At 64.8% G+C, this 20,061-nt stretch carries 16 protein-coding genes; 4 read left to right on the top strand and 12 right to left on the bottom strand.

The features are described 5' to 3' along the window. Positions 1-67: 67 nt before the first annotated feature. The 10 genes from LZC95_26350 to LZC95_26305 form a co-directional block, all read right to left on the bottom strand. A complete protein-coding gene (locus LZC95_26350; GenBank protein ID WXA90011.1) occupies positions 68-586 on the bottom strand; it encodes an HAD hydrolase family protein in 519 nt (172 codons plus the stop codon). Further along, the gene (locus tag LZC95_26345) at positions 571-1,389 is read right to left on the bottom strand and encodes an SDR family oxidoreductase (protein WXA90010.1); all 819 of its coding nucleotides are present in this window, start codon (positions 1,387-1,389) and stop codon (positions 571-573) included. The genes LZC95_26350 and LZC95_26345 overlap by 16 nt, the downstream gene beginning before the upstream one ends. Beyond that, positions 1,386-3,659, bottom strand: coding sequence for an aminotransferase class III-fold pyridoxal phosphate-dependent enzyme (locus LZC95_26340; protein ID WXA90009.1), 2,274 nt, complete (start codon positions 3,657-3,659; stop codon positions 1,386-1,388). The genes LZC95_26345 and LZC95_26340 overlap by 4 nt, the downstream gene beginning before the upstream one ends. After that, positions 3,656-4,531, bottom strand: a complete 876-nt coding sequence (locus tag LZC95_26335; protein WXA90008.1) for a transketolase — start codon at positions 4,529-4,531, stop codon at positions 3,656-3,658. The genes LZC95_26340 and LZC95_26335 overlap by 4 nt, the downstream gene beginning before the upstream one ends. Next, positions 4,515-5,339, bottom strand: a complete 825-nt coding sequence (locus LZC95_26330; GenBank protein WXA90007.1) for a glycosyltransferase family protein — start codon at positions 5,337-5,339, stop codon at positions 4,515-4,517. Before LZC95_26330 ends, LZC95_26335 begins: the two co-directional genes overlap by 17 nt. Beyond that, the gene (locus LZC95_26325; protein ID WXA90006.1) at positions 5,336-6,349 is read right to left on the bottom strand and encodes a hypothetical protein; all 1,014 of its coding nucleotides are present in this window, start codon (positions 6,347-6,349) and stop codon (positions 5,336-5,338) included. The genes LZC95_26330 and LZC95_26325 overlap by 4 nt, the downstream gene beginning before the upstream one ends. Then, positions 6,346-9,876 carry an MMPL family transporter gene (locus tag LZC95_26320; protein WXA90005.1) on the bottom strand — a complete coding sequence of 1,177 codons (3,531 nt, stop codon included), beginning with the start codon at positions 9,874-9,876 and terminating at the stop codon, positions 6,346-6,348. Before LZC95_26320 ends, LZC95_26325 begins: the two co-directional genes overlap by 4 nt. Further along, positions 9,866-10,702, bottom strand: coding sequence for a sterol desaturase family protein (locus tag LZC95_26315; protein ID WXA90004.1), 837 nt, complete (start codon positions 10,700-10,702; stop codon positions 9,866-9,868). Before LZC95_26315 ends, LZC95_26320 begins: the two co-directional genes overlap by 11 nt. Next, positions 10,695-11,627 carry an N-acetylneuraminate synthase family protein gene (locus tag LZC95_26310; GenBank protein ID WXA90003.1) on the bottom strand — a complete coding sequence of 311 codons (933 nt, stop codon included), beginning with the start codon at positions 11,625-11,627 and terminating at the stop codon, positions 10,695-10,697. Before LZC95_26310 ends, LZC95_26315 begins: the two co-directional genes overlap by 8 nt. 408 nt (positions 11,628-12,035) lie before the next feature. Then, positions 12,036-14,378, bottom strand: a complete 2,343-nt coding sequence (locus LZC95_26305) for a ribonuclease H-like domain-containing protein (protein ID WXA90002.1) — start codon at positions 14,376-14,378, stop codon at positions 12,036-12,038. Between the two features lie 121 nt (positions 14,379-14,499). Here LZC95_26305 and LZC95_26300 point away from each other — a divergent pair, with 121 nt between their 5' ends. The 3 genes from LZC95_26300 (at position 14,500) to LZC95_26290 (ending at position 16,884) form a co-directional block, all read left to right on the top strand. Further along, positions 14,500-15,039: a hypothetical protein gene (locus LZC95_26300; GenBank protein WXA90001.1), complete on the top strand. Its 540-nt coding sequence runs from the start codon at positions 14,500-14,502 to the stop codon at positions 15,037-15,039. A gap of 9 nt (positions 15,040-15,048) precedes the next feature. Next, positions 15,049-15,939 carry an EamA family transporter gene (locus LZC95_26295; GenBank protein WXA90000.1) on the top strand — a complete coding sequence of 297 codons (891 nt, stop codon included), beginning with the start codon at positions 15,049-15,051 and terminating at the stop codon, positions 15,937-15,939. Between the two features lie 171 nt (positions 15,940-16,110). Further along, complete coding sequence (locus LZC95_26290) at positions 16,111-16,884, top strand: hypothetical protein (protein ID WXA89999.1); 774 nt, start codon at positions 16,111-16,113, stop codon at positions 16,882-16,884. 137 nt (positions 16,885-17,021) lie between these two features. On the opposite strand, the gene LZC95_26285 is transcribed toward LZC95_26290, so the two are convergent. Beyond that, on the bottom strand, positions 17,022-17,648 hold the full coding sequence (locus tag LZC95_26285; GenBank protein WXA89998.1) for a TetR/AcrR family transcriptional regulator: 627 nt from the start codon (positions 17,646-17,648) through the stop codon (positions 17,022-17,024). A gap of 66 nt (positions 17,649-17,714) precedes the next feature. On the opposite strand from LZC95_26285, the gene LZC95_26280 reads away from it, so the two are divergent. Next, complete coding sequence (locus LZC95_26280; protein ID WXA89997.1) at positions 17,715-18,590, top strand: SDR family oxidoreductase; 876 nt, start codon at positions 17,715-17,717, stop codon at positions 18,588-18,590. Here LZC95_26280 and LZC95_26275 read toward each other — a convergent pair. Continuing rightward, positions 18,562-19,938: an RICIN domain-containing protein gene (locus LZC95_26275; GenBank protein ID WXA89996.1), complete on the bottom strand. Its 1,377-nt coding sequence runs from the start codon at positions 19,936-19,938 to the stop codon at positions 18,562-18,564. The genes LZC95_26280 and LZC95_26275 overlap by 29 nt on opposite strands. Between the last annotated feature and the right edge of the window lie 123 nt (positions 19,939-20,061).

The following is a 20,061-nucleotide window of genomic DNA, read 5'->3' as shown; positions in this document are numbered from 1 at the left end:
GCGATCCTGGCGTCCTGGCGGTTTCCTTCTTCTGTGAGGTTCCTATGGCACCCTGGCGGTTCCTTCTTTAGAGTGCACTGCCGAGAATGAGGTCGGCGAGTTCGCGGAATGCGCCGTGGCCGCCGGTTGCGCGGCAGATGTAGTGGACGCGTTGGAGCACGGAAGGGTGCGCGTCTTGGGGGGCGGCGGTGAGGCCGCTGGAACGCACCGCTTCGAGGATGCCGAGGTCGTTGATGTCGTCGCCGATGTATGCGATTTGCTCGAGGGAGAAGCCGGTGTCCTCCACGATGTGCGGCAGGTGGCTGCGCTTGTCGTGGATTCCCATGTAGCAAAGCTCGATGCGCAGCTTTTCGGCGCGGGTGGAGACGATGGAGGAGCGTTCGCGCGTGAGAAGGGCCGTGGCGATGCCTTTTTCGCGCAGGAGCTCCACGCCCATGCCGTCGCGCACATTGAAGCGCTTCATCGCCTCGCCCGTGCTCGAGTAATAGACACCCGCGTCGGTCAACACGCCGTCGACGTCGCTGATGACCAAGCGGACCGCCCGGGCGCGGCGCAAAAGCTCGTCTTTGGTTATTTCGCCGTCCATCCGCCGTCCACGATCAAGTTGGTGCCCGTCACGTAAGCCGATGCATCGCTGGCCAGATAAAGGATAGCACCGCGGTAATCGTGCGGGTAGGCCATGCGGCCGAGCAGGGTGCGGCTCGCATAGCTCGAGACGAAGTGCGCATCTTGCCCATTGGCCACCCCGCCCGGCGATAGCGCATTCACACGCACACCGGCCTCGCCCCAATATGCGGCAAGATATCGAGTGAAAGCCAGGACCGCGCCCTTCGACGTCGGATATACGGGCGATTTGAAAAAGGTCTGCTCGCCCGCAGGCGTGCGGTACAAAGCTTGGTCCGGGGCGACCACACCGTAGGTGGAGGCCACATTGATGATCGACCCGCGCCCCGCCTTGGCCATGTCCGCGCCCAGGATTTGCGATGCGAGGAACACCCCGGTGACATTGACGTCGAGCGCCCGGCGAAAGCGGCGCAGCGAGTAATTCTCGAAGCGCGACTCTTCCAGCGCGGACGCCGGCGACTCCACCTTGTCGTCGATGGCCGCATTGTTGACGAGAACGTCGATGCCTCCGAAGTTCGCGCGCACGCCGTCGCGGAGCGCGAGAAGGTTCTCGGGATCGGTCACGTCGGCATCGACGGCCAGCACCTGCGGTGCGCCCAAAGCCATTAGCTCCTCGACGAGCGCGGGCGCGGCGCCGGTATCCAGATCGGTGACCACGATACGGGCGCCGGCGCTGGCCAGGGCGCGGCAATGCTCTTTGCCGAGCAAGCCCATGGCGCCGGTGACCACCGCCACGCGGTCGCGAAGATCGAAAAGCGCGTTCATCGCAGCGGTACCCCGTTTTGCGATGCGAAAGCCCACGTCTTCGGCGCAGGCCGCGTGTCGAAGTTCGATGTGCGCCGGAACATCGGCTCGATGGGCTCCCCGAGCAGCGACTCGCGCAATCGATTCGCGCTCACGGCATCGCGCAAGCCCGCGAGCGCCTCCTCGTAAACGGCGAGCACGCGCTCCACGTCGGCGTGGCCGTGGGCGTACGAGACATTGTGAAAACCGCCCCAGAGCACACCTCGCCGCACGAGCTCTTGCTGGACGAACGACTTCATCAGCAGCGAGCGCTCGCCGTCGAAGACCACCATGTTGCGCGCGTCCGGCCCGACGGCGCGCGTGTACTCGAGGCCGAGCCGCCGCGCGATGGCGTTGTACCCATCGCGAAGCTTGCGTCCCTGCGCGGCGAGGTGCGAGAGGACGTCGTTCGCGCGCATCTCCGTGATGGTCGCCTTTGCCGCCGCCAGCGAGAGGGCCTCCCCGCCGAACGTGGTGAAGAAGAACACGTCGCGCTCGAGCAACCGCATCATGTCGCTCCGTCCCGTGAGCACCGAAAGCGGCATTCCATTGGCAATCGCCTTGGAGAAGCACGCCAGGTCCGCTTGGACACCGAAGTGCTCTTGCGCGCCACCCAGGGCCAGGCGAAAGCCCGTCCACATTTCGTCGAACACGAGGAGCGCCCCACGGCGCGTGCAGAGTGCACGCAATTCCTCGAGGAAGCCCGCACGCGGCATCTCGAAAACCACAGGCTCGAGGATGACGCACGCGGTGTCGTCGTCCAATGCGCGCTCCACGGAGGCCAAATCATTGTACTCGAAGGTGTATGTCAGCGCGGCGACGTCCTCGGGAATGCCGCGACGGCGATCGGTGACCGCGATGTACCAGTCGTGCCAGCCGTGGTAACCGCAGGAGAGCACCTTTCGCCGCCCGGTGAAGGCCCGCGCCAAGCGTATGGCGGCGCTGGTGACGTCGCATCCCGTTTTGCTGAAGCGAACCATATCGGCGCCGGGGATGCATTCGCGCACGAGCTCCGCGACCTCCACCTCGAGCGGGTGCATCAGTGAGAACGTGATGCCGTCCTCCAGCTGATCGCGAATGGCCCGGTCGACCGCCGGGTGGCCATAGCCCAACGAAAGCGGCCCGATGGCCATTTGCAAATCGATGTATTCATTTCCATCGACGTCCCACACGTGCGCCCCGCGACCGCGTTGCAAATACTTCGGTGCGACGCCGCGCACGTATTGCCCAGGGCCCTTGGCCAACGTCTGCGTGGCCGCGGGAATGAGCTCTTTGGCGCGGGCGTAATACTGATTCGATTTCTCCAGATTGGGCGTGCTCCATACGCGATGATCGTTCGCGCGCCGCGCCAGCTCGGTGATGACGCGTTTGGCAATTGCCTCCGCAGTGAAGCCCTCGTACGCCAGGACGTCGGCCAGGAGGGCAGGGCGGAACCAACGGTCCAGCGCAATGGGAAGCACACGCGCCGTGATGCTCCGTGCGAGCAGCGTCTCCGCGACGATGGTGCAAAGCCCGCCGGTGCGCAAATGGTCCTCGATGACCACGAGCAAACCCGTTTCCTGCGCGGCCCGAACGATGGCGCGAGCATCGACCGGCGCCAGGGAGCGCATGTTCAAAAGGCGCACGCGAACGCCGGCCTCCTCGAGAATCGCCCGCGCGCGTGCCGCCTCGCGCACGAGGAACCCATACGTCAGCAACGTTACGTCGCTGCCCTCGGAAAGCACTTCGGCGCGTCCCAGCTCGAACCGCGAAGTATGTTCCACCGCGGCAGGTCCCGCGTAATAGCGCATGTACGTCGGTTCGCGCGAGGCGATGACCGCGGGCAACGCGGCGACGAGCTCCTCGGCGTCGGCCGGGCAGACCACCTGCATCCCCGGGACCGCGCGCATCACGGCAATGTCCTCGATGGCCTGATGCGTCGGCCCATTCGCCTCCGAAAGGAACCCGGGGACGCCGCCCACCAACGTGAGCGGCAGCTCCGCAATTCCGATATCGGTGCGCACGAACTCGAAAGCTCGCAACGTGAGGAACGTGGCCAGTGCATGGGCCACCACCCGCCGGCCGCGCAGCGCAAGCCCTGCGGCGGCACCGATCATCGTCTGCTCGGCAATGCCAACATCGATGAAGCGATCGCCCAGCTCCGCGGGCACATTGCGGATGGCCGCACGGTTTTCCGCGGTCATCACCACCAAATCGGTATTTTCGCGTGCAAGCGCCAGCAACGTCTCTTCGTAATTCATCGCAGCACTCATCGCACCATCAGCCCTTCCGATTGAATATGGGCGCGCTGCCCGCAATGGAGCTCGGCGAGCAGTTGCTCGACCTCGTCCTCCGTGAAGTTGCAGAACCAGCGATCGGCACGCTGCTCGATGCTCGGGAGTCCCTTGCCGCGGACGGTGTCGCAAACGATGACCGTCGGGCACGTGCCCTCCGCCTCACGCAGCGGCGGCAGCTGCTCGAAGGCCGATGCGAGCGCGTCGTGATCGTGCCCGTCCACCCGAAGCACGCTGGCCCCGAAGGCGCGGAATTTGTCCTGGAGCGGCTCCAGTGGAATCAATTCTTCCGTGCGCACATTGGCCTGGAAGTGATTGCGGTCCACGATGGCGATGAAGTTGTCCAGCTTCTTGGCGCTGGCCACGAGCAGGGCCTCCCAGACGGAGCCCTCGTTCAACTCCCCGTCGCCGAGGATGACGAAAACACGGCTCCGGCCACCGCGCATCTTCGCATCGAGCGCGATGCCCACGCCCACCGACGCGAGGTGCCCGAGCGACCCGGAGTGAAATTCGATGCCAGGAACCGCGCGATTGGGATGCCAATAGATGTAATCGTTCGGGCGGAGATGATTGGAAAGTCGCTCCTTGGGAAAGAATCCCAACTCCGCCAAGGTGCCATAGAGCGCCGGCACGTCGTGGCCTTTGGAGAGAAGAAGGTAATCGCGATCCGGATCATCCATCGTCTCGGGGTGCACACGAAGCACGCGCGAGTACAAGTGCACGAGCAAATCGGTGCACGAGAGCGAGGCGCCGATGAAGCATCCGCCGCGCGTGGACATGCGGATCACGTGCTCGCGCACGCGGAGGGCCAGGTTTTCGAGGGATTGGCGTTGATCATGGGAGAGGCGCATGTTCGTCCTCCGGTGCGAGACGTGTGTCGGCGAGGCTCTTCGTTCGAAGCTCGCCCAGGTGGTGCCGGTACCAATTGACGCCGGCGTAACGCGCATGAATCTGAAGCAGCTCGGGCCGGCGTTCGAGCAGCGTCAGAATGTCCGACAAGGAAAAAGGCCAAGCATTGGGAATGTGCAATTCCTCGAAGACGCGGGCGACGAATTGGTAATCCTCCTCGTAGTCCACGGTAAATCGATGCGAGCGCGAAAGGTCCAACCCCGTCTCCCAGCGCACGTTGAGGAGCGTGAATCGATCCGGGTGGTCCCAGAGATAGGGCGTGGTGTGCTCCCGATCGAACGGGCGCGTGGCCTCTGCGTGGGCGCGGGCGAGGGCGCGCATGGTCATCACCTCCACGTCATTGCCGTCGGGCCAGGACGGCGGGTGGAGGTTGCTCGCGTAGTCGACGCCCGACGCGTGGAAAAAGGTTCCTATGACCCGATCGATGGCGTCCGGATCGATCAGCGGGCAATCCGAGGGGATCTTCACCACCACATCGACCTTTTTGGCGACGGCCAGCTGGTAGTGCCGATCGAGCAAGTCCGTGGGATGTCCGCGAAAAACGTCGAATCCCGCCCGCCGCGTCACCTCGACGATGGCATCGTCCGCCGGAGCCGTCGTGGTGGCGACGACCAGGTCGAAGGCCGTTTGCGCCGCATCGATGCGTTCGAGCTGGCGCACCAGCATCGGTTTGCCCGCGAGCGGGCGGAGCACCTTTCGGGGAAGGCGGCTCGACGTGGACCGAGCCTGTACGACGACCAAGGTCTTCATGCGACTCCCCTCGACGGACGCCCCCAAAGGATGGTTCGAAGGTGGACGACGCGCGTGCGCCGGGTGAGCTCGCGGCAAACTTGGGCGATGCGCCGGGCCGAGTTGCCACCGTTCTGGAGCGGGGCAAGCTCGCGCAACTCGTCGCTGGGGTGGTTCGAGTGGACTTCCTTGCCCAGGGCGAGGCCGACGAAGGCGGTCGACGACCATTGCGTGATGAGCACCGCGCAGTTGGCAATCATGGCCTCGGTGTTGCCGGATGCATGGACGTGCGCATTGGGCGCCCATTTGCGGATTTCCGCCGTGGAGCGCCGGGCGTTCTCGTTGGGGTGCAGCTTGAAGAGCAGCGTGCGCCCGGCCGCAATGTGCAGTGCGCGCTGCACGAGCTCGCGTCGATTGTCGCGTTTGAAGGTCTCGCGCGTATCCGAAGTACAGACGAGAACGTAGTCGCGAAGGGGAAAGTCGTTGTCGCGGAATCGTTGGCAATCGTCGAAGTTGGGAATACCGGTCACCCTGATGCGCGAGGGATCGGCGCCCATCGCGACGAAGTGCCGCTTGTAGCCTTCGCTGGCCACGCAAAAGCGGTCGTACGCGCCGCTGGTGCCGGTGAGGGTGGTGCCGGCCAACCAGCGGGGCAGGTGAGAATACCGCTGACAGAGGCGGCTCATGAGCCCCGGAGGGTCCAATATGCCTTCTTGCACCACCACGAGCGGCCCGCGCCGGGCGATGCGGGGGAGCACGAGATCCGTGCAGCTGACTACGAGATCGTAGTCGCCGCGGGCGCCGTACATGTCCACCTCGAGGCGATGATCGTGCAGGTAGTCGAGGCAGCGCTTGCGGAGTTTGTCACCGCAGATCGTCGTTTCGGCCAGGCCGAGGCGGCGCAGGGTCTCGACGCCCCGGTCGCCGAAGAACGGCGTAAAGGAAGCTTTCCACTCACGGAGCTCGCGCGCCACGGCGTGCACTTGCTTCGTTTGGTTGACCGACCCACCGATGAACAACGCGCGTCTCATGTCGCTATGCCTTGCCTTTCGGTGGCGAGGGGGCTCCGTTCCGGCTCGCTCGTGTCGTCACTTTTTCGGCTGGATAGCCCGAACGCGAGGAAGCCAATGGCCATGGTGAAGACCTCGCGCCCTCGTTTGACCAGGACGAATCCCGTGGCAATGACCGTGGCCTGCGGGTCTCCGCCGCCGAGGAGCGTGAGGTAGCCAATGTCCTGCACGCCCACGCCGGCCGGCGCGAAGAACGCGACCGCGCGAAGGATGGACGCACTGGCCTCGATGGCCATGACGTGCGCGAACGGCGTCGTCCCGCCGAGAAGGTGCAAGATCGCGTACGCCTCGCAGGACTCGGCCACCCACACCCCGCCGAAAAGAAGCGCGGGCCCGAGCAGCGCGTGCAAGCGCGCGCGCAAGAGAAGCGACGCGGAGCCATCGGCCACGGAAGCCTGGCGTTCGCCTTTGTGGAGCAATCGTTGAAGCGCACCGATGCGCGCCGGCACGATGCGGCCCAGAAAGCCGAGAATACGGCCTACCAGCGAGCCGGAGCCAAAGGCTGCACCCACGGTGGTGGCGGCGATGAGCGGAAGCAGTGCCGAGGCGAGCACCAGCCAGGGCAGGTAAGGAATGGTTCGCGCCCGCTCGGACAAGAGGCCCCACCCGGCGAGGGCGCTGAGCACGATCCACACGGTGTGCATGCGCATCAAGAGCACGCGGCGCACGGCGAGGACGGCGATGCTTTCGCCCGCGGGCACGCCCGCACGCTTGGCCAATACGAGCGCCGCGACCGGCTCGCCGAGGACGCCGCCGCCCGGTGTGCTGAGCGCGACGGCCTCCGAGGAGATGCGCGCCAGGGCTGTGATGCCCACGTGCACCTTGCGCGAGAGCCGCGTGAAGAGCGCACGTTGCGCCGCCGCATCGAACAGCACCGCCGCCGCCACCGGCACGAGCACCAGCGCGAGCACCGGACCCCTGGCCGCGATGAGGCGCGCCGCATCGCCCAGCGCACCGCGCGGGACCATGGCCAGAAAGAGCATCACCGCGCCCGCCGCGAGCGTGACGCGCAGGGCCGTGTTCCCCGGCCGGCGTGAGCGCTCGTACCACACGATGGCCGCGGGCAGTACGAGCATCGCCGCGCCGAGGCAGCACGCCTCACCGAGCACCGCGAGAAAACCGAGACCGCGAATGGCCTGGTTGATCGAGCCGACCAGCGCCAAATATCCGAGCATGGTGGTCGCGCTGCACAACACGACGGCACCGCCCACACTGCGCATCGAGTGCACGATCGACTCGACCCCGGCCTCGCGGTCCACCGCATAGCGTTGCACGACGTTCACCGCGTAATCGGCGGCGATGCCGAAGGTGATGGGCAGCGCGATGAAGTTGAAAAAGTGAATTTTGACGCCGAAAACGGCCATGCAGCCTACGAACCACGCGACGCCGAGCGCCAGGCTTCCCAGTGCGAGCAGCACCAGCCGCCCGCGCCGGAACATGAGCACCACGGCCACGATGGTCAGCGCCAACGAGAGCGCCACCGCGCGCGGTTCGTCGCGCAGCACGGCGCCGAGCATGTCGGCGAAGATGACCGGCCGGCCCGTTCCTCGAATGGTGTCGCCGTTGGGCAACGTCGTCGAGCGCACCGCCTGCGCCAGCTCCAGGAGGTAATGCAAATCCGAATCGCTGCGATGGGCCGCCGTTTCCACCAGCACGAGGCGTCCCACCGAACCATCGCGTAGGGTGAACGGCCGGGTGACCGCATCGGGCAGCTCGGAGAGCTCGATGGGCTCGAGATTCTCGGGCGGCAGCATGGGCACGAGCGCATTCCAATCGGCGTCCGAGAGCGCGCCCCGTTCGCGTGCACGGAGCACCAATGCGCGCAGATCCTCCAGGACGGGGATCTTTCCTGCCTGCCCATCGGGGACGAAGTCGAACAACGTGTGGACCGCATCGAAGGGCTTTTCACCCGCCGGCGCGGCATCCCGGCGCGCCTCCAGCGCGCGGGCCAGTGGCCGCACTTGGTCCATCGTATCGCAGAGCACCACCAGCCCCGATTCGAGGCCGGTGCCGAGAACATGACGTGCCAGGCTCGCCACCCGGTACATCTCGGAGGCGTTTCCCCAGCCGCGTTCGCGTGCGGCGGCCGCGTCGCCGAGATCGTTCTGCAGGCGCCGCATATCGTACTCGATGGGATCCTGCGCAAGGTAACGCGGCAGTGCGACACCGCCCGCGATGGCCAGGAGCACACCGGCAATGGTGACGAGCCGCGGCGCCTTGGTGACCAGCACGACGAACGGAAGCTCGAAGGGGATCTGCACGCGTGACCGAACCGGGCGCACGCGCTCGATCAACACGAGAAGCGGTGGCACCACCACGTAGGTGGCGACCCAACAGGCGACCATACCCACCGCGCCGATCAGGCCAAAGTGCTTGAACGCGCGAAATTCCGTGACGCCCAGCGACCCATACGCCGCACCCGCGGCCAGGGCCACGGTGAGCGTGGCGGGCCACGTCGTGCGGTGCGCATCCTCGATGGCCGCCTCCAGCGTCGCCCCGGCGCGCCGCGTTTCGAAGTAGCGCGCCAAGTAGAGCACCGCGAAATTGAGCCCATTTCCGGCGACGATGCTCACCAGAAAGCCGGTCGCCACATTCAAATGACCGATGGTCAACTTGGTGACGCCGAAGGTCCAGGCGAGCCCGATGGCGATGGCCACGCCGGTCGCCACCAGCGCGCGCAGCCGCAAAAAGAAGAGCGCCACCACGCCCAACACGAGGCCGACGCCCAGAATACCGACTTGCGCGAGATCCTCTTTGACCGCGCTGTATTCGGCCAGGCCGGTGACCAGATCGCCGGCGTAGCCGATGTGAATCGCGGGTGAAGGCCGCACCCGTTCCACGGTTTCCCGCACCAGCGCGAGTGCCGCCTCGGCGTGCGGGAGATCGCCCGAGGCGATGGACGTGCGCACCACCACCACGAGCGTGTGCCCATCCGCCGATTGGAAATACCCATCGGGACGCCGTTCGTCGGCGCGGGCCGCTTCGCCGAAGCGCTGGCGAAACGTTTCGGCGGTGATGGGTGGGGGCGCCTCTTCGGACAGGTTTTGCCCGAGCGCTTCGTTGATTTCCCAGTTCCAGCGCGCCTGAAGGTCGTCGCGGAGCTTCTCGAGATCCTGCTGCGGCACGAACAGCCCGGCGCGCGGCAAGAGGAAATGTCGCGCCTCGTGCACACCGTTTTCAGCGCCCAGGAGCCACGGCGCCGCCGACGCGCGCGCCCGCAGACTGCCGACGATGGCATCCGCATAGGAACGGAGTGCCGCCGTTTCCGTCCCCTCGAGCACCACGAACACATTGGTGCCGACGGCCACATTCTCCTCGAGCCGCCGTAGCTCGACCACGCTCGGCTGCCCCTCGGGAAGCAGCTGGTCGAAACGCGTTTTGAGCTCGAGCCGTGACGCCAGCACCACCCCGACGAGCGCCGTGAGCAGGCTCGCCACGAGCACCGCCACCGGACGACGAAGCTGAATCCCCACCCAACTACGCCACATGCGAATCCCCCACCGTCATCTCTCTACCCCCTCCCGCTCCCGACTCTCTCGCAGGAAACGCGCGAAACGAGTGCACGTGTTGTGCGAAATACCCATTTGGAAACGTCTCGCCGTCACCGAGCCCGTACCCCACGGGCTTTTCCGGTCTTGGGAGGTGCGCCGTCCCGAAAAGCCAATCCCAAATGGCAATCTTCGTCGCGAAGTTGAACCCCGTGCCGCGATAAATGCGCGAATGGTGCCACCGGTGCATTTCCGGGCCATTGAGAAAATATTGCAGCCACCCGCTCCGTACATCGATGTTCGAGTGGATGTACATGCCCCAGGTGGCGTCGAGCACACCCTTCATCAAGGCCACGTCCGGGTGCGCCCCCAGCAGCACGATGGGGGCGTATTCGATGGACTGATTGATCAAGATTTCCAGAGCATGGGACCGCGATCCCGAGAGCCAATCGACGTCATTCCCCGAGTGGTGCGCCTCGTGGATGCGCCACAAGAAGCGATTGGCGTGCTGCCAGCGGTGGAACCAATAGATGTAGAAATCGTGGGTGACCCAAAAGAACGCCAATTGAAGCGGTATGGGCCACCCCGATACCAGACCGAGGCGGGAGAGCCCGGTGCGGTGGTCAAGCCAACGGATAAGCAGGCTGATGACCCAGCCCAATATGTAACTTTGAATCAGCGTGTACCAGAAGAAATCCAGGAAGAACCCTTCACGAAACAGCTTTTGCCCGCGATCGTACGGATAGAGCCGTTCGAGCGCGATGATCCCCAGGGCCCATGCCACGATGAGGATCGGTGAGAGGATCTCCCAGCTGAGATTAGGCAACGCCGTTGATCTCGTGGGGGTGGCTCGTGCCGTTCATTTCGATGAGGTCCGTGCGCACGCGGCGCAGTTTGGTGCGCGCGGCGTGCTCCAGCGGGTAAACGTGCTTTACGCCGTCGCCCAACGAACGCTCGATGTCGCGGATGTTCGTCAGCAGGCGCACCAGTCCACCGATTTCCACCGACGCGGCCTGGTCGGTGCCCCACATGGCCCGATCCAAGGTGATGTGCCGCTCGACGAAGCGCGCGCCCATGGCCACGGCGGCGCAGCTCGGGGCGAGGCCCACCTCGTGGCCCGAGTAGCCGATGGGGCAGGTGGGAAAGCGCTCCCCGAGGGTGTCGATCATCCGCAGGTTCAGAAGCTCCGGCGGACACGGATAGAGCGACGTCGAATGCGCAATGAGCAGGTCGCTCACGCCCACGTTGTCGACGGCCGCGTCAATCTCCTCCATGGTGGACATTCCCGTGGAGAGCATGAGCGGCCGGCCCGTACGCTTCATTTTGCGAATGAGCGCATGGTCGGTGAGCGATGCCGACGCCGCTTTATAACAAGGCGGGTCGAATCGCTCCATGAAGTCGACGGAAGGCTCGTCCCAGCAGGAAGCGAACCATAGGATGCCGCGTCCGCGGCAATAGCGATCGATTTCCGCGTATTCACGTTCACCGAGTTCGATTTTGCGTCGATAATCGATGTACGTGAGACGCCCCCACGGCGTATCGCGCTCGATGTGCCACTGCGCTTTGGGTACACAAAGCTCCGGGGTTCGCTTTTGGAACTTCACCGCATCGCAGCCGGCGGCCAAGGCGCCGTCGATGAGCTGTTTTGCAAGGTCCACCGAACCGTTGTGGTTAATGCCAATTTCCGCAACGAAGAACACGGGGCAGCCGGGTCCGACGTCGCAATCCCCGATACGAACGAGCTGGCTCACGTCGTAACGCTATAGGCTCTGTATTGTGTCAATACGGCATCGGTTTCAAAAACATCGCATGTTGGCCGCAACAAGTCGGTGACAAGCGCGTTATTCCTCCGCTCGAGCATCGCGTACTCTCGAGTAATCGTGCACGCTCGAGTCCCGCGTACTCGCGAGCATCGTGCACGCTCGAGTCCTGCGTACTCTCGAGCATCGTGCACGATTGAGCGAGCACGACGCATGGAGCGCCCGCATGGAGCGCCGGCTTCCAGCCGGCGGTACGCCGCCTTCCAGGCGGCAAGCCGCGCTGGTGCAGCCGGCCAGAGGCCGGCGGACCGCCGGCAAGATGCCGGCGCTCCATGCGGCCGGCGCTCCATGCGGGCGGCGCTCCATGCGGGCGGCGCTCGATGCGCGGTGCGCTGCGCGTTAAGCGCTGTTGTCGTCGCGTGATGCGCTTTCGTGCAATACGCCTTCGCGCAATACCGTGAGGATGGGGCGCGCCTGTGCGAGTGTGCGATTGAAAAGCGAGAGTTGCTCTGGATCTTCGAAGGCGGCGGAGAAATCCTCGGGTGAAAGCGCGCGTGACAATCGCGCGGCGAATGTCTCGCGCAAAAGGCGCACGTAATACTCCACGTCGTAATCGCGGGGATCGGGCACGGCTGACGCATCGTTGTCGTCTGCGTCGGGATCCGGCAGCAACGCCGCCCGCCCACCGGTGGCGCGGTAGACGCGCACATGCTCGCCCGATGTCCACGTGGTGCGACCGCTCGCCAGCACCGCCTCGTAAGAGAGTTCCCGCCGCTGCGTGCGCGTCGTCATGTAGTGCGAGGGCGACTTGGTCAGCCGCACGCGCGCCGACACGTCGAACGTCGTCACCTCGCGCCGGCGCAGCGAAGTCACCATGGCCACGTACGCTTCGCGCGCGCCCATCACATCGCCGCCCGTGAGGAGGGAGCGCAAAGCACGCCGCAGAAATTCCTCGCCGAAGGGCTCCGCCCGGCTCGAACGAAACGCCACACCCCGCAACAGCAAAGACCCCGAATAAGGCTGCAAGGCGTAGTTCTTCGGCTCGTGGGACAGCATCGCCGCATAGCGCCCGTCGAACTCCAGATGCACCCGTGACGGCAGCAGCTCGGCCACCTCGGAAACGATGCGGCGCTCGTCCGCCTCGTCGAAGCTTTCGGGCACGGAGAAGTACACGCCATCGGTGTCCGCCTCCAGCAGCGTCACCCCGCGCGCGGCCAGCTCGCGGCAGAGAAGATCGAGCACCTCGCGCCCGCGCCGCGTCACCTCGTTGGCCGCGTGCACGTCGGCGAAGCGCGTGAGCGACGAGGCACCCATGTAGCCGTAGGCGGAGTTCACCACGATCTTCATCGCCGCCGACATCGCTTCGTGCGTGTAGCGCTCGGGCGAACCGGGCGGGCACTCCTTGGCCTTCGCCTTCGCAGTGAGCCGCTGCTCCACCAAGCGATCCACCAGCGCGAGCAGCACACCCAGCCGATCGCGCCGCGGCCCGATGCGGTATTGCCGCATCAGCGACGGATACAGACTCGCCACGTCCGCCTTCACGATGCGCCGCGCGATGCCCGTCGCAAACAGGTACAGCGCCGCGCCTTGGTGCGGCGTACCGTCGCTCGGTTCATGCGCGGGCAACGCCACACCGGCGCGCAGGTACGCCCGCACGAGCAGCGGATCGAGCACCCCGGTGGCCGGCCCCGCATCGGCGAGTCGCTCGTAACGCCGCGGCGCCATCCGCGCGAGCGCAAATGCGGCACCGCCGAGCAACCTCGCAATGCCCGCCGCCTCGCGCACGTCGTCCTCGGCATAGCGCCGCACACGCTCGGGATCGCGCCGGAACACATCGTAAACGTGCGCACCCGAAATGTGCTCGCGCTCCGGCCCCGCGAGCCCGAAGTGCCGCGCCACCGCCTTGAGCCCGTGCCCCGGCAGATCGCGCGCGGAGAAATCGTGCCGCCGCACCGCATCCATGCTGTCGATGAACTCGCGCCCCGGCACCGTGTACCGCGTGCGAAGCCGCGCCGAGGTCCGCGGCCGCAATCCCGGCAACCCCGCCCGCCCCAGCGCCAGGGCCACCCCCAGCTTTTGCGCGCGCTGCGCCAGAAAGGGCAAATCGAAGCCCTGCAAATTGTGATTCTCGATGACGTCGGGATCGCACGCCTGCACCCGCTGCACGAGCTGCCGCAAAAGCTCCGCCTCGTTTTCGTGGTGAAGCGTCTCCGTGCGCCCATCGGGATCGCGCACGGCAATCAGGAAGATGCGATCCCGCTCGGCATCGAGCCCGGTGGTCTCCAGGTCGAATTGCATCCGCCGCAGATCGTCGAACGCCAGATCGCGAAAGTACGTCCGCCCCGACGCGACCAAGTATTGCTCTTCGGGCGGCAGCGAAAACACCCGGTCCGGGCCGACATCGCGCAGGTACTCCACCGGTCGCCCCAGCCGCTTGCTCGCACCGTAGAGCAGCGCCCGCGTCAGCGCGCGCCCATCGTTCGCGCGCACCAAATAGCGAAAGGTCCCTGGCCCATCGAGCTCCTCGTACGTCGCATCGCTCGGACGCGTTCCCAGATCCTCGAGCGACGACAAAAGAAGCCATGGCCGAAAGCGCACGTTCTCGCGAACCAGGGCGCGCGTTTCCGGCAACCGCCGCCACACGAATGCGCGCCCATCGGGTTCGGCCCACACCGACACGATGCCCGGCGTCGGATCCCAGCCCCAAAGCCATTCGTCCTGCTCGCCCTGGCCAGTGTTCACGTACGCGTCACTCGCATAGCATGGTGCATCTCCGATGGTAGGGTCGCTGCGCGTACTTGTCCTCCTCGCCGTTCTGATCGCTGCTTGCTCCGGCTCGAAATCCTCAGCCCCGCGCCGGCCCGTGGCCGAAGAGCCGCTCATCCTCTCGCCGGTGCACGATGCGGGCGCCGAGGATGCGGCGGCCTCCACGCCCGCAGGCCCCTCCGAAGTCTCGCAGCCCACGGCCTCGGAGTGCCCCCGCGGTCGCTCCGTCCCGTTTGGGTTCGATCTCGTGCCGGACAAAAAGCTTCGCCCGGAGATGCGCCAGGGCGTTCCCGTTCTCGAGACCGTGCGCTTCGCCATCTCGAATTTGGTGGGCGTCCCCCGCCAGGTCGAAGTCCTGGAAATCGATCAACTCGGCGCCACCAGGAGCGGCCCCCAAAGCGGGGCCTGGGATGTCGCTCGGCCCATCGGCATCCGGCAAGCGTATTTCGAGGGTGGCACCTGGGGCCCACCGGGCATGATGCTCGTCCTGCCGGCGCATGCGGTCACGACCGTGATCGTCGAACTCAACACCATGCGCTTCTACCTCCCCAACCCCGGCATCCGCGTGCACGTCCGCGTCGATGGGCGCCGAGCCTGCTTCGATCAGCCCCTCCAAGTTGGAGGGACGTTGCACTAGGATCTCCGCGTGCCCGCTCTCGCCACGCCGGCTGCTCCATCGGATCGGTCTTCGCCCGCCTCGCCAAGTCGGCTTCCGGCCCCGCTTCTCTTTTTCATCAGCGGCATCTCGCTCTACATGGGCGCCGCCCTCGCGGTGAATCTATTCCATGAGCTCAGCCCGTCCGCCGTGGCGTGGCTTCGTCTCTTTGGTGCGGCCGTCGTCTTGCTCGCATGGCGCCGTCCGCGCGTCTTGACGTGGAACCGTCGCCGCCTCGTGCTCGCGGGCGTCTTTGGAATGGTCACCGCGGTCATGAACATTGCCTTCTACGAGGCCGTCGCGCGCATTCCGCTCGGCACCGCCGTGGCCATGGAGTTCATTGGACCCGTCGCCGTCGCCGCCTTTGGCTCGCGCACCAAGCGCGACTTCCTATCGCTCGCCTTGGTCACCCTGGGCGTCGCCCTCATTGCCAACGTCGAATGGAAGGCGAGTCCACTCGGATTGCTCCTCATTGGCATGGCCGCCATCCTTTGGGCCGGCTACATCATTCTCGGAAAGCGTGTAGCCACCGGTGGGAGCGGCATCGACGATCTCGCCGTCGGTGCGGGCGTGGCCACAGTCCTTCTCTCGCCCATTGGCTTATTGACTGCGCCCGTGTGGTCGTCAGGTCGCCTTTTGCTCCTGGGCATGGGCGTGGGCGTCCTCTCCAGCGTCATTCCCTATGGTCTCGACCAAGTGGTTCTTGCCCGTGTCGGCCGCGAGCGATTTGCGCTGCTTTTGGCCCTTTTGCCCCTCACAGCGACCTTGATTGGCGTGATTGTCCTCCGCCAGATCCCCCACGTGACCGAGCTCCTAGGAGCCCTCGCCGTGATGGTCGGCGTCGTCCTTGGCTCGAGGCCATCCTCCGTTTCCAATGCATGACCATCCATGAATGGCGGAGACATCTCGCTTAACTAGAACGAGTGCGGCGCCCTTTACCGTCGTTTGTGCGAGATATGCCCAAGACCGCACCAAAGGCCGCAAAATTCGCCTAGATTAGAAGGGATGTACCGTGCGCCATGGGCCAGGTGGTTCTTATTGCCCGTTCCGCTGGTGATCCTTTTCGTAGTGGTCTACCTGCTCGCCGGCCCGGACAGTGCGTCCGTCGTGGCAGGCTGCATCCTTGCGGCGAAGCTCTTCACCTTGATCTCGTTCGTGCTCGCCGCCTCCCGTTTTTCCTTGGGCGATCGACTCTTCGTGGCGTGGTGGCTCCTTGCCTCGAACATGACGCTTTTGCTGCTCAAAGACCTCTTCCTCGGACAATCCGTGGACGTGGTGGGAACCGGCTTTTCCATCGAAGAGCAAAGCTTCGCCGTGGGCGCGATGCTCTCGATGGCGAACATTGCATCCACCATCGCCATGATCATGTTGGCGCGCGCGTGGCCCGATTCGGGGTTGGAGGCCGTCGCCACGCCATCGCCACGCCAACGGCTCCTCAAGCTTGCCGTGGTTCCTCTCGCGGTTCTCGTCTTCTTCCTGGCGATGCGTGAAAACATGCACCATCTGCCGCCGGATCTTCTGCGCACGATCATGCTCGTCGTCATCCCGAACGTGGCCGATCTGGTTTGCCTAAGCCTCATCGGACCGATTGCGCTCACCGCGTTTTGGCTTCGCGGTGGTGCCCTCTCGTGGCCGTGGGCGCTGCTGGCGCTGGGCAATGCGTTTTGGCTCGTGTGGGATCTGGCCACGTCGATGTCGCATCTCACGGGCGTGGCCGCCGAAGTGCTTCGCCTATTGGCCCTGGGCTACACGGGAAGCGCAGGGCTCGAACAATGGTGGCTACTTCGCCGCGACTCCGACTCCGAAACGCGCACCGGCCTCGCCTGAAGAACCCAATCCGGTCGAACCGCCAAAACGCCAAAGAGCGCCAAGAGTGCGAAGAGTGCGAAGAGTAGGAGGTTCGTGGGTGTTCTTCGAAAATCAGAACATCCATCCATCTTGGCGTCCTTGGCGCCTTGGCGGTTCTATTTCTTCACGCCATAGTTGCCGAGGCCGCGCTCGAGAAGCGTGAAGGCGCTCTCGATCTCCTCGGTGATCTTCACCGGCGTGCGCCGTTTGCCGTTCGGCCATCCCGTTACGCCGCAGAAGGCGAGGCGGTTCAGCACACCCAGAAGCGCCGCCACGATGAAGGGCTCCACCTCGTCGCCATCCGCCCCGGTCTCTTCGGCGAGAAGCCGGGCCAACGCCTCCTCGCGGTTTTGCGCCAGCTGCCGAAAGCGCGTCAGCAAGGTGGGCGCGCTCTGAAGGATCTTGCGATACGCCGCCCGTCGCTCCGGCGACACATGCCGCAGCCGCTCCGCCGTCTCGAGCGTGTGCGCCCGCACGACGGACAGGATCGACTCGCCGGGCGCCCGCGACCGCACCGCGCGCACGAGATCCTCTTCGATGAGCTCGCGCCGATGCAGGAAGATGTCCTCTTTGGTCGCGAAGTAGTTGAAGACCGTCTTCGTCGAGACATTGGCCGCCGCCGCAATGTCCGCCACCGTCACGGCGTCGAACCCGCGTTCGGCAAACATGTCCATCGCCACGTCCGCGATCGCACGGCGCGTCTCGAGTTTCTTCCGTTCGCGTAGACCGAGATCTTGGCTCATGGCTTGTCGAATTCGTTCACTGACCGTAAAGTTTCTCTTACTGTAACTTCTTCCAGGAGGGAAGGCATGATCCTCGTAAGCGGAGCCAGCGGGACCATCGGACGATATGTCGTGAAGCATCTAAAGGCCAGGGGCGAGAAATTCAAAGCGCTCGTGCGCGATGAGGCAAAGGGCAGGGCACTCGAGTGCGACTTCGTGGTCGGAGATTTCGACCAGCCCGAGACCATCGCCCGTGCCATGCAGGGCGTCACCCGCTTCTTCCTGAACACCAATGTGAGCGAGCGCGTGGTTCGGCAGCAGAACACGGCCATCGATCTTGCCACGCGCGCCGGGGTCGAGCTCGTGGTGAAGCTGTCCTCACCTGGGGCCAGCCCGGATGCGCAGATGCCGCAAACGCGGTCGCACGGCGAAATCGAGGCGCATCTGCGTGCCGCAGGGATCGCCTGGGTCATCCTGCAGCCGACCGTGTTCATGCAGAATCTGCTTCGCAATGCGGACACGCTGCATGCGCAGCGGAAGATTTTCGGCTCGTACCGCGACGGCAAGATCGGCTTCATCGATGCCGATGACATCGGCGCGTGTGCCGCAGCGGCGCTCACGGGCGAGGGCCATGCAGGCAAATCCTTCGTTCTGACGGGCGGGGAATCGCTCCGTTTCGACGAAATCGCGCAGAAAATCTCGACCAAGCTCGGCGAAACCGTCACCTACGTGGACATGCCGGTGGAGCAATTCGTCGCTGCAGCCGTGGCCCGTGGCGTTCCGTCGAACATGGCCGAGTTCTACGGCAAGATGATGACCATCCTGGCATCGGGCGGCTCCGCGCGCACGACCGGCGCCGTGCGCGAGCTCACCGGCCGCGAGCCGCGCACGTTCGAGGCATTCCTGGACGACAACATCGCCAGGCTGGTTGGTTCTACCAATACGTATTCATCTCCGAAATGAGCGACTTGGTGGCGCCGCCCTCGGGCTTCTGGAAGAAGTCCACCGCCACGTAATTCGGTTTGCGGCGGGCAATCGGACCGCAATACCGCTCTACGCGATCGCGTAGCTTCGAGCCATTGTCGGCGCCGGCGTTTCCTTCGCTGGGAATGTCGCGATATTGATTCATCACGTGAAGCCGCACGAATCCCGGCTCCTCTTTGCCGAGGGGAACCTCGCCCCAGCGGCTGTAGCATCGCATGTCGTTTCCGGAATTCGTGAGCGACCAGTAATTCTCCACGGTCCAATCGCGATCGTACATGACGCCGAAGCCTTCGCGGCCGGGCCGCTGCGAGAAGATGAGCAATCGCCGATTCTGGGCAATCAGCTGCGACACCGTCGGCCAGCCATTTTGGCGCACGCCACTCTGGTCTGGCCGAAAGATCATGTTGGACAAGCCTGCGACGGATTCCACCGACGCACGAAGTTCGTCCACCGTGGTGTAGTCCTCCAGAAAAAGGGTGACGATGGCGCTGGGGTTCGCGTTCAGAAAGGCGAGGACGTCCGCGAGCCCCGCGCCAAAGGTGCGTTCGTTGCCCCAGCAGCTACCATGGCACATGCGCACCCCTCCGTTGTACGCATAGACATCGAGCTGCATGGCGCGCACGCCCTGGTCCAATTGCGAGCGAAGGCCATAGGACTGATTGGGAAATCGCCCCCAAAAGCCTTCATCGGTGTTGGCGAACGCATTGTGGGTCGTGAGAAACGTCACTTGATCGAGCCGCGGCTCCGAGGGCATCGCCCTGCGCGGCACCGTCAGGCCCGTGAGGTACCACTCCGAGCCGATGGCGTCGTTCGTGCTGGTCACCAGCTCGCGCCCGCTGGTGGGCGTCTCGTTCTGCACGTGCAGATAGAACGCGCCGTTGGGATCTTTGATGCGGTATCGCTCGCCGCCGAGCGGCAGAACGTCCCAATCCGCGAGGTAGGTATCACACCCGCCCAAAACGACCTTCGCGAGGTTGCCATCAGCGGAGCGGGTCATGCACCACGCGCCGTCGACGTTGCTCTTGATTTTATAATGGGTGCCATTCTGCTGGAGCCACCATTGTTGGTTTTTGGCGGCGGCGTATCCATATTCCAGAATCGTTTGTCCTTGTTTCATCTCCGCGCCCGACACATCGGCGACAAGCCCATTGGGCACACTCTGGAAGATGAGCGGCACCTCCTTCGGTGGATCGTTGGCGAGAGCTGCGAACGTCGTCAGCAGGATGGCGAATCGGTGCATGGGGCGCTGAGCGTACACGCGGCATGCGTTCTCGTGCGTGACGTAACGATGATGGATATCATCGGAGGTGTGGGTGTCGTATGCCACGTTGCGTCGAGCAGGTATGACCGGTTGGATCGTGGCGACAGCAAAACCATATCTTAATTTCTCTCGACGATTGACACCGGTTACCTGTGGCGTAATTCTGGGCCTGCGCGGACGGTTCAGGAG

The organism is Sorangiineae bacterium MSr12523, from assembly GCA_037157775.1.
In the GTDB taxonomy this organism is placed as follows: domain Bacteria; phylum Myxococcota_A; class Polyangia; order Polyangiales; family Polyangiaceae; genus Pendulispora; species Pendulispora brunnea.
The sequence above is the reverse complement of the archived record's forward strand: the minus strand, read 5'-3'. Positions and strand labels throughout refer to the sequence as shown.

Coding starts and splice junctions, on each gene's coding strand:
- LZC95_26350 (WXA90011.1), bottom strand. CDS start 586: ATGGACGGCGAAATAACCAAAGACGAGCTTTTGCGCCGCGCCCGGGCG.
- LZC95_26345 (WXA90010.1), bottom strand. CDS start 1,389: ATGAACGCGCTTTTCGATCTTCGCGACCGCGTGGCGGTGGTCACCGGC.
- LZC95_26340 (WXA90009.1), bottom strand. CDS start 3,659: ATGAGTGCTGCGATGAATTACGAAGAGACGTTGCTGGCGCTTGCACGC.
- LZC95_26335 (WXA90008.1), bottom strand. CDS start 4,531: ATGCGCCTCTCCCATGATCAACGCCAATCCCTCGAAAACCTGGCCCTC.
- LZC95_26330 (WXA90007.1), bottom strand. CDS start 5,339: ATGAAGACCTTGGTCGTCGTACAGGCTCGGTCCACGTCGAGCCGCCTT.
- LZC95_26325 (WXA90006.1), bottom strand. CDS start 6,349: ATGAGACGCGCGTTGTTCATCGGTGGGTCGGTCAACCAAACGAAGCAA.
- LZC95_26320 (WXA90005.1), bottom strand. CDS start 9,876: ATGTGGCGTAGTTGGGTGGGGATTCAGCTTCGTCGTCCGGTGGCGGTG.
- LZC95_26285 (WXA89998.1), bottom strand. CDS start 17,648: ATGAGCCAAGATCTCGGTCTACGCGAACGGAAGAAACTCGAGACGCGC.
- LZC95_26280 (WXA89997.1), top strand. CDS start 17,715: ATGATCCTCGTAAGCGGAGCCAGCGGGACCATCGGACGATATGTCGTG.